At 37.2% G+C, this 12,545-nt stretch carries 8 protein-coding genes; 7 read left to right on the plus strand and 1 reads right to left on the minus strand.

Going from position 1 to position 12,545, the window contains the following annotated elements; genetic code table 11:
* Nucleotides 1-41: 41 nt before the first annotated feature.
* The 7 genes from ACMAYL_RS03805 (at nucleotide 42) to ACMAYL_RS03835 (ending at nucleotide 10,909) form a co-directional block, all read left to right on the plus strand.
* Nucleotides 42-5,051, plus strand: coding sequence for a hypothetical protein (locus ACMAYL_RS03805; RefSeq protein ID WP_412470763.1), 5,010 nt, complete (start codon nucleotides 42-44; stop codon nucleotides 5,049-5,051).
* 144 nt (nucleotides 5,052-5,195) lie between these two features.
* Nucleotides 5,196-6,260: a hypothetical protein gene (locus ACMAYL_RS03810; RefSeq protein ID WP_103216852.1), complete on the plus strand. Its 1,065-nt coding sequence runs from the start codon at nucleotides 5,196-5,198 to the stop codon at nucleotides 6,258-6,260.
* A gap of 85 nt (nucleotides 6,261-6,345) precedes the next feature.
* The gene (locus ACMAYL_RS03815; RefSeq protein WP_412470764.1) at nucleotides 6,346-7,110 is read left to right on the plus strand and encodes a hypothetical protein; all 765 of its coding nucleotides are present in this window, start codon (nucleotides 6,346-6,348) and stop codon (nucleotides 7,108-7,110) included.
* Nucleotides 7,111-8,043 (plus strand): endonuclease/exonuclease/phosphatase family protein, encoded by a 933-nt coding sequence (locus ACMAYL_RS03820; RefSeq protein WP_103216850.1) that lies wholly within the window; start codon nucleotides 7,111-7,113, stop codon nucleotides 8,041-8,043.
* Between the two features lie 67 nt (nucleotides 8,044-8,110).
* Entirely contained in the window at nucleotides 8,111-9,394 is a 1,284-nt protein-coding gene (locus ACMAYL_RS03825) for a S8 family serine peptidase (protein WP_412462773.1), read from the plus strand.
* A gap of 101 nt (nucleotides 9,395-9,495) precedes the next feature.
* Nucleotides 9,496-10,260, plus strand: a complete 765-nt coding sequence (locus ACMAYL_RS03830) for a hypothetical protein (RefSeq protein WP_103216848.1) — start codon at nucleotides 9,496-9,498, stop codon at nucleotides 10,258-10,260.
* Nucleotides 10,261-10,327: 67 nt separating this feature from the next.
* Nucleotides 10,328-10,909, plus strand: a complete 582-nt coding sequence (locus ACMAYL_RS03835) for a hypothetical protein (RefSeq protein WP_392991468.1) — start codon at nucleotides 10,328-10,330, stop codon at nucleotides 10,907-10,909.
* Here ACMAYL_RS03835 and ACMAYL_RS03840 read toward each other — a convergent pair.
* Nucleotides 10,906-12,534, minus strand: a complete 1,629-nt coding sequence (locus ACMAYL_RS03840; RefSeq protein ID WP_412462774.1) for a PhoU domain-containing protein — start codon at nucleotides 12,532-12,534, stop codon at nucleotides 10,906-10,908. The genes ACMAYL_RS03835 and ACMAYL_RS03840 overlap by 4 nt on opposite strands.
* Nucleotides 12,535-12,545: the final 11 nt, after the last annotated feature.

Consider the following 12,545-nt stretch of genomic DNA (forward strand, 5'->3'; position numbering starts at 1 on the left):
CGAATTTCACGAAAAGTAAATGGGTAGGAAAATGTAAACCAATGAAATTTAAAGTAAGTTTACTCACATTCATAAGCACATTGATGCTCCTTACTTCATGTATGGAAGCGGCCAACAATCGCCGCTCTAATCTAGATTCAAACGACTCAGAACAAGAGTCATCAGATTATATTATCGAAAATCCTACGAATCCTTCTTGGTACGCCAAAGGTCAGTATGTCGATGGTGCTCTAACACTAAATTCCAGCGACACAGGAAGTATTTATCTTGTTGGTGGCATTGTTAATAATTACATTGTTTCACAAGAAAAAAAGAATTCAGTGTTCTGTTTAGTTGGTTCTATTAATACTGCTAGCTCTACAGGAGTGGATAAGAAGTCACAAGTTAGATTAATGGCCACGCCAATTAAATCAAGTAAATCACAAGAAACAAGCTTAAGAATTAATGTTGCCAATGCTGGTGATAATGCTGCTTTTTGTGGTGGAGATAATATCGTAAGCTACACAAGCTCTGGATCTTCAGTGCTAGTTGACGCAAACGAGGCCGCTTACAGCCTTGCTACAATTTGCCCAGAATGTTCAACAAGTTTTACAACTATTGCACTCACTCTTCATGAGTCGGTAGCAGGTGTTCTAAAGCACTCACCTGTTCCAAGTACTTCAGTTAGCCTGTCGAATCTTTCTGTCACAATCAATGTTAATGGCTCATCAACAACACCTGGTGGTAGTTGTACAAATACTTCATGTCAGCAACAAGGCTATAACTGTTGTCTAAACGGACAATGTGTAATCGACGGTGAAGTTAGACCTGAAACAGATCAAAATAGTTCAGAATATAAAACAGCTCTTGCTGAAATCTTAGAAGATGCAAATAGTTTTAAAAATTATCCAGAACTCTTCTATGTCTGTCCTATCAACGTTAATCCGGGAGAGGATGACGATGATTCAAACGATGGCGATCCAATTGATGATGCAAATCAACAGCTATTAAAAGATATCGAAGATTACAAGTGTCTACTTGGTCAGCTCGATAGCTGTGATCCAAATCTTGATAGTGTGCGTGTGAAAGTATGGCAAAAATGTGGTTGTTCATTTGAGCCAACGTATATTGGTGGAGAACTTCAACTAGACTCTCGCTGTATTGACTACGGCCTAAAAGCTGAAAAGGACGCCAATGGTAATATTTTAAATATTCAATGTGATATTCCAGTAATTGAAAATGAAGACAGGCCATTTCAAAACCTATCAGTTTTAGTTTCTGGAAAGAGTGCTCCTCACCGCTTCTTCTCTCTAGCGGGAACTCCTTATGATGATTTATCAGAGATTCCAGAGGGAACAAATCAAGAAGGCGATACATTCTACTATCTTGATGATGCAAACAAGGCAGGCCCTTTAGAAACGTCATATAATATGAACGCTGTTATTGGTCAGATGACACTTGATCTTCAACAAGCACAACCGGCCAAGGCCTTAGATGTCGAAGTTGATAAAGTTTATATTGTCTCGGTAACAAGTGGTTACGCTACTCCTTGCCCTTACTGTCAACAAGATGCTTGGCAAAAGGTCTTTAGCTCACAGCCAGAGACAGCAAAAGGCTATGGGTTAACTTGGCGAGGGTATACAACTGATCGTGCCCAAATCGGCAGTAATACAACTTACGGAAATTATGAAGATACAATTTTTGGACGTGCTTGTTGGGTCCCTCCGACTATGCTACCGAGTTCACACATAAGCTATGCAGATGCAGGTGTGCAAAGAAGAAACCGTCTAGAAACTCAAGCGGCAATGTATGTAAACGGTTACCAAAGAGATTGGTATGGTTTTAATCAAGGTGCCCTTATTGGTTCATTTGATGGAGTATCTTGGTTCTCTGTCGGAGCAGGAAGACGTGTACGTTCGACAACGCAAAAACTATTCTTAGCAATTAATGCTCCTTTTGCGGATCTTGCTCAAAACACAAATTATACAGTTTCTGTTGTCGAAGATCTTGGTGGTCAAACGGCAGCAGATTATGACTGGGACTTCTCAAAAGATCCTTCGGCCGCAGGTCAAGGGTACGGGGCAAGTTGCCAGTATATGCATGCTTGTAATGTTGATAGCGATTGTGTTGCAAAACTTGGATGGGAATATGCCTGTGCTCAGGTAACAGATGTGAAAACCAATTGGCCAAAATTTGATATTGATGCATTTGAAAGAAATAACTATTCAAGAGAAGGAGTTTCTCTCTCTTCTATTTTAAATACAAATATTAGTAGTGGTCAAAATAAGAGATGTGTTTACCGCGGGGCCGGCTCACTATGTAAATTAAGCCCGACAACAAATGTTAAAAAGACAACACACTCAAAACTTTTAACTTGTGCTCCAAACTTCTACTGTGCGGCCCTAGACTCTGCAAGTTTTTCAAAAGAACTAATTCGCTCACCTAATGAGCCGACAGCAATCCTTTACGGACAAGCTGCAAGTATTCTTGGACGACCAATCTCTTACAGTAACCGCGGCGAAGAGCTGCCGACAAATATTCAACAAGCAATTGCTGCAAACCTTTCAATATATGCAGCTACTGGTACCTATGGGCCAGGAGATGTGGGCCTTTGTGTTCCAGGGCGCTCAACAGATACAACTAATGGATTTGAAAGTCGTCACGAGTCTGAAGATAATAAGAATCGTACTGATTATATTTCTCAAATAGCTTCTTGTAATGAAGATGCTACAGGCTTTAATCGTACCCGTTCATGTCCAGTATTCGACACAGACGGAAACTATGTGACTGTAGAAGATGCAACAATCAATGTTCCATCAGTATTACAAAATATGTGTTCAGCGGCTTCTGTTGATACAGATGAAACATCATCTTTCAAATCAATTGAAGCTGGTTTAATTAAAGATATCCTTCAGCTTCAAACGGAAACACTCGCGGCCAACGCCTGTATTAGAAGAGCGGGAGCTGTTTGTCATACTAACTTAGACTGTGGTCCAAACCGCCTTCATGCTGATGTGGCAAGAGGACTCTCTCCTTCTAGCTTTGGTGATACAATCGCTGAGCAAAAGTACTGGGAAGAAGAACTCGTTTGTGGCCAAAGTCAACAAGAGCCTCTTTTAAATACGATTCTTGCGGGTAGTTACTATAACTATGATATGGGTCAAAACCGTTGTTGTCGTGAAATTTCAAAAGACTTCACGATGTACACACAAGTCGAGACAAATACATCATTTCCTGGTTATGACTCACAAAATGAGGTTCTTAATACGAGAACAACATCAAATGTATCTCCTGATGCAACAGGACGCTACTCTCGTTACTCAGTATCTGAGACATTTAATACAAGCTCAATTGAGATGAAAGTAGAACCGGGAGTTCTTCCAGATAATGGTCAGGCCCTTATTATTAATGAAACAGGACGCTCAAATTGCTGTGGTGGTGGTTTCATTAGAAAGTTTGAAGATGGAACAAATAACTGGACAGCTGGTGGACGCCTAAACCTTTCACCAACAAAGCTAGCTTGCCTTAACTATTCAATGAAGTCATGGCGTGAAGAGCTTCAACCTCTTTACCGTAATAACTGGCTAATGGAATACTCTTTCATGAGTGCTATTGGTGGTTACCGTACTTATAATGGAGAAGTAGGACAACCATTTGTTTGGCTAAGACCAGGTGATCCTATTGGAAGTATTCAGGCAAATATTAATGCTGACTCTGCAGCAGTACCTGAAAACATTAATACAACTTCACCTATTGATGGCCGTATTAGCTTCTACCCTGCCGATGAAGAAGGAACTCTATTTAATACGAAGATAGCATTTGGACTTTACCAGAATACTGGTTTTAATGACACATTCAATGCCCCGTATTCGCCAGTGGTTGTAAAACCGGCAGGATTCAATAACCCTATTGCCCCTGCACTTGGAGCTGATGATCTTGAGCAACAAACGCTTGCGATTTACATCCCTGACTATGTTAATGGTGCATCGATTAACGATGTTATCCTTAACTATATTACTGATCCAGATGCGACGGACTTTTCAGACCTTTCAACACACGATGAAGCAGCAATGACTGAAGTTGTCTGCCCAAGTGTAGCAGGTGCCGAACTAGCACTGGCCTCAATTAGTCAGCCGGCATACTGTACTGTTACTGAAAATAACTTAAGATACATGTTCTTTAGAATTAATAATGATCTTCTGTCTGCTCCGACACCAATGCAAATTGGATGGGTATCATTTAGATACAATTTCCCTGCGAGTGCTTTTGGGACAATTCCAGGAGGACAAAAATACTACGAAAGTATCTTCGAAAGATATGAGTTACTAGGTGTTCCACAAGTTACTTATGAGGCCATTCGTTGTAATGATGAGAAGGCCAATCCTGCGGCCCACACTTCAAATGAAGGACGACTAGTTGAAGGTATCTATAATGAAGTAAGTGATCCGTTCTTTACTGATCCAGATAGAATTCCTGCAACAGATCCAAATATTGGAACAGCTGATGCAATTGATAATCAAGTATATTACAAAACAGATGGTTCAACGATTGCCCTACCTCAGATTTTTGCGGCCAACGACTTTAAGTGTTGTTCAAAGCTAGGGACAAACGTTACAGACCCAGGCTCAATGTGTTGTTCAGGCTTTGGTGTCTTAAATGAAGATAATACTTATGAGTGTCGTCTACCTAGTGGGACAAATATCAACACTTATCTAAACTTATTTATCTCATCTGAAGGTATCGTAACAGAAAGTGCGGATATGTCACTTGATCCAGAAAAGCATTATGATCTAAGAACAGGATTTCCACTTGTTGAGGGTGCCAATGCTGATCAAGTAAAATCTAAACTAAATCAAATTGGTAACCGCTTCTGTCAACTTGGAAAAGTAAGAACAGGTAGCGCCTTTGATTATTACTATCCTCAACCGGCGGCCGGCTACTTTACTGAAGACACTCAGTTAAAAGGTTATAACTCGATTGTCGACTCAATGGATGACTTAACTGCTGATGACGCTAACTACTCAAGCTTTATTAAAGGTTTCCGTTGGAATCATCACTTCTATTGTGAATAAGTTTCATACACTGTTCATTTAATAGACAGTAGTTTCTTCAAACACAACGAAAATTCAATATCTTGCCCCTTCTGTTTTTTGGCACACCTATTGCTTTATACATAGTATCTAAACTTAAGAAATGAAAAACCAAATGGGGAAACTATGAAAAAGCAAAATCTATCAACACTGATTAAAGTTGCCATCTTCACTGGATTAATTCCACTTTCTGCTTATGCAAATATTTGTACTATTGTAGAAAGGAAGTTTGAAAGAAAAGGTTTTGAGAAGATTAGTGACTTCGATAAAGACTTTCAAGAAAGATACAATAAATACAAGGATAGATGTGATCTAGAAAAATATAAGATTGCTGAAGAGAAGTTTCAAAAGAAACAAACAAATATCGAAAAAGATGAAAAGAAGCATGCTGACTTCATAAAAGACCGTGAGTCAATTGAGCTTTCAACAGAAGATCTTAGAGACTACTATGATAACTCACCTATTATCGCATACCGTGCATCACTGAAATATAAAGTATTCGAAGGTAATAAAGAAATCTATCTTCAAAAAGTTTCTGATGCTGATGCCATTTGCCAGAATATCCTTGGTGACAAGAAAGCTAAAGCAAAAAGTGCACTTGTTTCTATCGCTGAAAAAGAGCATATGGGTCAAGTTCAAACACCTCAGGATGTAAGTGATCAGCTAGAATCAAGATTTGATGGCGCTGGCTCATCTGCCGCATTTAAGATCACAAAAAGAGGTATCTTTGATCTTGGAGACAATGTTGAATCAGGAACAGTTACAGAAGACTTTGAAACATCAAGAAAAGAGCGTATGGAGTTCAATGCTGATCTAAGAGTTCTACAGGCCAATGGAAGCATCTCAACATTTGCAAGTGATATTAGAGCACTAGAGTTTACTAAAATTGAGTGTGTTAATAATCCTGTAAACGACAAAGATACTTTAGAAGACATTAAGACAAAGACGACAATTGAAACAAGAGTAAACTCTGCAAAAGTTGATAGCGATGAAGATGAGCAAAAAGTAGTTGTAAAATTTGAAGCACAAGAAAAACAAAACTTTATGGCCCAAAAAGGTAATAGTGATCGTGTAAATCCAAATCAACCAACGATCAACGATATCAGAAGAGGCGAAACTACAGAAAAGTATACAGTAGATGATCAGATTGACTTTATCCTAGGTGGATCAGTTAACTCAAGATCACAATAATAAATACCCCTCCCCCCTTTAAAGGCCCGCATCATGCGGGCTTTTTTGTTTTGAGAAATATTCCAATTCCATATACAATTTAGATATGAAAAATTATTACAAAGTGCTTCTTGTTGCCACAATCAGTCATTTCTCAATGGCCCTAAGCCCTCCGCCTCCTCAGGCGCAAGTTATTGAAGAAGTAAAGTTTGAGCCGCATATGGTGGAGCATCTTATAAAAGGCTGTCCAGAAAACTCTGAATGTAATTCACAAATGGGAAAAGTATCAGAAGACTTTAAGCAAACTTTTTTAAAGGATAGCTTGATCAAGAAGAAAGAATTCGCAAACAAATATGGTCTGCCTTTCACTTTCTGGACAACTCTCCCTAAAGATAAAAATACAATTACCTATCAATCAAAGTGTAGTTTTCATCATCCTCAGAAAGATAAATTTGGAAAAATTGTAAATGACAGGCAGCCTATTTATGAAGGAATTAGATTTCTTAAGAGCACGAAGGAGCTTTCAAACAATCAAGATATCCTACCTAATATCATGTTAAGGCAAGGGCAAGATAAACCAACGATCATCCCACGCCACTCTATTCCATTTTATACAAATGGAGCGGCCATTTACTTTCAACAAGAGTATCGCGGGGTTGATTTTAAGTTTAAAATAGAAAATGAAAAGGTCTCCCTCTTCACGGATAAACTTCAAAACTATGAGATACAAAGTGGAGCTTGCAGCGAAGAGCTCTTAACTAAGTTTAAGGAAATTAATAGTCAAAAGCTCTATCAAAGTGCATATTGTAAGCTTATCTATGATGCAAAGGCGAAGAAGTACTTTCGCTATATTTTTGGATGGAGCTGTTAATTGCAACAGAAACAATTAGAAGAAATTGAGCTTTGTGTTTACAACCTAGAAAATCTATTTATAAAGGATGCCTTTGATCATCCTCCAAACCTAAACTACTTTAAATCACCACTAAATCTCAATCAATTGCGTACAGTTTTTAGTGAAATAAATGCTGATATTTATGCTCTAACGGAGATTGGCTATATTGAAAGTCTTCATTACTTTAATGAAAATTACCTTTCAAATGAGTACGAAATTTATCACAACCAAGGAAATAGTGATCGAGGAATTGAAAACGCCTTCTTAGTTAGAAAGGGCCTGCCTTTCTATTTTGAGCATCTCTCTCACACTGATAAAGAGATTGATTTTATCTTGCACGATGAAGATGAAACAAATTACTTTCTATCACGTGACTTCTCTCACTTAAGAGTATTTAGCGATAAAGAGAAAACAAAACATATAATGAGTCTTTTGAATGTTCACTTAAAGTCCCAACGAGATGATTCCGGCCATGACTTTAGATCAGTTAGAAGAAGAAAGGCCGAGCTTGAGTTACTTGTTCACGTCTATAAACAAGAATCTTCACTCTTTAAAGAAACCCCTGTCATTTTATGTGGAGACTTTAACGGTAATGCTTCGAATGAAAAAACAGATGAAGAATTTTTATCACTATACTCAGAAACAAATCTTAAAGATGTACTTGGAATTTTTGAATTACCACTAGAGTACCGAACAACATTCTATCAATTCGTTGGCCAAGCGGCCCACCCCCTTCAACTTGATTACCTCTTTATTGATGAAAGATTTAAAAATCAAATTGCAGATGCTGCTGTCTATCGCTACCGCAACTCAGTTGGAAAGGTTTTAGGCCCGCCGCGCAAACGATCGGATATATGGAATAATCCCTCTGACCACTACCCTGTGTACGCAATTTATAAACTATTGAAATAAGATTCGAGAATTGATGATTTACGCGATGCAATTGCAAGGATGAAAAAGATCATTTAATAAATTCTCTATGCATCAAATTAAACAACACATCTTAATCTGGCTTTTTGCGTTACCTACTTTTGCAGCTTCTGTTGTTGCCATCAGTGATAACCAAATTGATATCAATCATATTGATCTTAAGGATCATCTTTTTTCTAATCGCCAAGAAATCGAAAATGGTAAAGATAGCGACGCTAATGGAAAGATTGATGATCTTAATGGTTGGAATTATATCCAAAACTCTGGAAAGGTTTTTGATGACGGCCTTATTGGAACTTTCGACCCAAGAGTTTTTGAATACTATGAAATTAGAAAGAAGAAGACACTAAAGACGGCAACTGAAAGTGAACTTAAATGGTACACGGAAATTAGAAAAGACGACGAGTTTATGGAAAGCAGAGATGAGTTCTCTTCATATACGCACGGCTCTCATGTTGCATGTCTTGCAATGAACACAAAAACTTTGCCGTACGAGCTAAAGTCAGGAGATCTCCAGTATCTTCCAATTCGCTACTTAGGAGATGATCCGAAAGGTCTATTTGCTAAGAAGGAATTTATTCCTAGCAAATATAGTAAGTCATATCTAAAGATTAGAAATATCGAAAGATACTTAATGTACTATGAAAACTGGATGATTTCTAAAATGAGAGAAACTGTTAAGTACTCGTCTAAGTTTTCAAATATCTACCACGCATCTTGGGGGCAAAGCTGGGAGCCGGCCTATGATATGATCAACGGGCTCTTCCAAGATGAATTTAATTTAAAAGAAAAAGAAGTTAATGATAAATATGAAAAGCTAATCACTCAAATGCGTGATAGCTATATGAAAGGACTGATGGACAAAGGTCTAGAAGTGGTAAAAGCATATCCTAAAATGCTTTTCGTATTTTCTGCTGGAAATAAGAAAGACGATACGGACTCTTTATTGCATTATCCATCTTCAATTATTGCAGAAAACGTTATTTCTGTTGCCGCAATTGATGAACACAATAAAGATAAGGCCTATTTTTCAAATTTCGGAAAAAAGACTGTGACAATCTTTGCACCAGGAGTGGCAATCAATTCATGCTCACCAGGCGATAACTATGTTCCAATAAATGGAACTTCTCAAGCAGCTCCACAAGTAACAAACACGGCCGCAATGATTTATGCCATGGCGGACTTTTACAATAAAGATATTAATGGATCTTTTGTAAAAGACATACTGGAAGACTCGGCCAAAAAACTGAGTACTTTAAGCAATCTTTGCACAAGTGGTGGACTACTCGATCAACAAAGCGCTCTAAGCCTTGCACGTTACTATTTAAAGTAAAACCTATGCTAAATTTTAGCTGAAATTTCATACGGAATGAGCATATTTTGCCTAAACCTCTTATCTATTTTGACGATAAGAATAGATAAGAGGTGGATCATATGAACAAATTAGCAACTTTAATCTTACTATCTTCATTAATGAGCTGTGCGAGTAGTACGCACCAAACTGAATCAATTGAAAGCAAAATTGCAGGCTTTGAAGATCGCTCAGATAGTGAAGTTAATCCAATCCCTTCTTATAAAATTAGAAGCTTTAAAAAGAAGAGTCGTGGCCCAGCGAGTGTTGGTCAAGAACTGACTAAAGATATCTCTAAGCTTGATAATAAGAAAGTCTACTTTCTTTCGCTTTATGAACAATACTTAACATTCTCTGACCTCTACCCTAGTTTTAAAAAAGACGTTAAAACATGTGCTTACTTTCATCAAGAGTTTAGCTCATATAATGACAAACCAAAGACTTGGAGTTATCAGCTAAGAGAAGATATTGATGACAATATTGAAAATGTGGTTTGGCACCTTCCATATGATGGAGAGAGAGCAACAAAAGCAACTCTTCCTCTTGCAATGAAAGAACATATGGATCGTACATATTACGAAATATCAAAACTATGTGACAATGGTTTCTCTGATAATTACTACGTTTTCGAAAACTATATTTCGTTAGCAAAAAGTAATAAAGTTTATGCAGGAACAAGTGAAGGTGCAAACTCACTAGTTAAAACAAGTCTTGTTTTTAACAAATTACTAATCGACAATCTTTCAACAAAGAAGAAAGTTAATATCGGTCGTGGACTAGCTTCAAAATCAGAAGATATTGAGTATACGGAAATTTCTTTTAGAAGAATGCAAGCACTTTGGTTTTAGGAATCTTTAACTAAATTAGGCCTTACCGACCTTTTAATTAACTTTAAGTAGAACCTATGATGTTCATATGAAAGTTCTACTTTTAATTCCCCTATTCATTATTGCATTGCTATCTTGCAATCAAGATCACCCCAAGCAGGGCCGCTTATCAGAGATAACAAGAAATTTTTACGAAATCCCTTCATTCTTTGATATCGAGATTGTCTCAATTGATATACAAAGTGAAGTCTTAGATCAAAATTACAATTGCTACGAATATAAACTTGATATCAACCTTAAGGCAAAAGAAGACCTACTAACCCTAAGACCGAATCGTCCATTTGGAAAGTATCGAATTAGAACAACAAAGGGTGAAGAGTTCATTCCCATCACAAATACAAAAGTTGAATTAGAAAAAGAAATTAGATACTACGAAGAGCAAATAGATCAGGTAGCTCTTATCAGTCAATGTGTACGAATGCGAGGAAAGAAATGTATTCGCTACAGAAAGGTGAAGGCTTCTCGTCGCCATAAAGAAAGTATGATTGATCGAAAAATAGCATCAACGAAGAAGTTCTTTCCTTTCGCAATAAATAAGAATCAGAATACTATTGTAAAAGAGCTACCCATTGTTGTTTGTAAAAATGAATTAACTAATAAGTGGAATTAGATAACACCAGTTAAGAGTAAATAAACCTCTCTAACATTTGCACGAACCACAGATATTGATGTCATCATATCCGAATAATAGATATGCTTTCTTCCATCTTCATTGTGATGAACTTTCGCAAAATCTTCTCTTTCAGTCATAAGGTGCCTCTTGAGTTCACGAGTACTAACAATGACCTCATTAATTTCATCTTCAGTTGCAATCTGTCCTTTATAGACTGAAATACTTCTTTGATAGAGAGATTCAACTTCTGAAAAGTAATTTAGAAGACGATCGGTTTCATCTGCTGATAGCTTCCAATTTTCGTAATACTTTGTAAGCATAGTTGTAAGCTTATCTAAGCTATCTGCTAATTGTTCGAGGTCAGAGGCGATCTGCATGAGCTTTATAGCATTGCGACTCTCAACTTCCTCTGCACCATTAGCAATTACTTTTGAAATAAAATCATTAATTTCAAGTTGAATATTATCAATAATTTTTTCGTAATCTTTAATTTTTGCCAGAGCACGGGCCCCCTTAGTAGGACTTTCAATATACTCGTGGCACTTCTCAAACATTCTTGAAACAATATCTAAAAGCTTACCAATTTCAAGTTCGACTAAAACATATGCCATTGTCGAAGAAATATGTCTTCTTTCGCCAAGGAATTTTAACTTTGGACGATCCTTAAATTTCGCATCCGGATACATTCCCTGAATAAGTTCCGCCACAATATTCTTAAAGAAGAAGTAATTAAGGATTGCCAGTGAAATAACAAAGAATTGCCCTATGACAACAAGACTAACCGTTCCAACTGTTGTTTCAACATTATGATCAATGATCACAATTAATAAGAAACTAGCAAATGTGGCCACTAAGTAATGGACTAATGGATGGAGGGACAAACGAATTGCAAGAGGTCTTGCAACTTTTCTTGCCGTATTAAAATTTATAAAAAATGAACTTAGTGTTGAGGCGCAAATAATTGAAAAGCAAATACTAACAGGAAAAACTTTTGTGAAGATCATGACCACTGCGATGGCCAATGTCATCGTTTGGCTTCTTAAGATGAACGATACTAAAGTTCCAAAAACAAATCCAATTAGAAGGTTTGTAAATAAAGAATAATCAACAAATCGAACAACAATATCTTGAACAAGATCCCAAGTTAAAAGAGAGACAAGACTCTCATGCATTACCGATACACCAAGAAAAAGAAATGCTAGTCCAAATAGGAGCTTTGTTAGCTTTCTCACAAAGCGTTGTGTAAATACCAGACCAAGAATAAGAGCAAAGGCCATAAGATTCAGACCTATCTCCTGTCTTGAAAGCATTAGAATAAGAAAGATCGTAACGGCCCCAATGACAGAGCCAAAAAGCATAGGAATTACTCGATTCTTTTTAATCAAGTTGGCATTAACAAGACCTACCGTCACGATATTGGCCATTGTTGGTGAGAATGCTAGTAGACTCAGCCTTGCACCATTCCAGAAATTGACGACAAAGTTCTTTCCATCAATATCTGAAGCAATATGTTTGATAGCACCAGAACCCAGACTCTGAATACCTGCAGAGATAATTCGTTGTCCGTAATAAAATATAGCGAGTCCTGAGATAAAAAATAAAACCGTTTGCAAGTATTCCATGACTTATTAAA

The organism is Halobacteriovorax sp. RT-2-4, assembly GCF_047085445.1.
In the GTDB taxonomy this organism is placed as follows: Bacteria; Bdellovibrionota; Bacteriovoracia; order Bacteriovoracales; family Bacteriovoracaceae; genus Halobacteriovorax_A.

Coding starts and splice junctions, on each gene's coding strand:
- ACMAYL_RS03805 (WP_412470763.1), top strand. CDS start 42: ATGAAATTTAAAGTAAGTTTACTCACATTCATAAGCACATTGATGCTC.
- ACMAYL_RS03810 (WP_103216852.1), top strand. CDS start 5,196: ATGAAAAAGCAAAATCTATCAACACTGATTAAAGTTGCCATCTTCACT.
- ACMAYL_RS03815 (WP_412470764.1), top strand. CDS start 6,346: ATGAAAAATTATTACAAAGTGCTTCTTGTTGCCACAATCAGTCATTTC.
- ACMAYL_RS03825 (WP_412462773.1), top strand. CDS start 8,111: ATGCATCAAATTAAACAACACATCTTAATCTGGCTTTTTGCGTTACCT.
- ACMAYL_RS03830 (WP_103216848.1), top strand. CDS start 9,496: ATGAACAAATTAGCAACTTTAATCTTACTATCTTCATTAATGAGCTGT.
- ACMAYL_RS03835 (WP_392991468.1), top strand. CDS start 10,328: ATGAAAGTTCTACTTTTAATTCCCCTATTCATTATTGCATTGCTATCT.
- ACMAYL_RS03840 (WP_412462774.1), bottom strand. CDS start 12,534: ATGGAATACTTGCAAACGGTTTTATTTTTTATCTCAGGACTCGCTATA.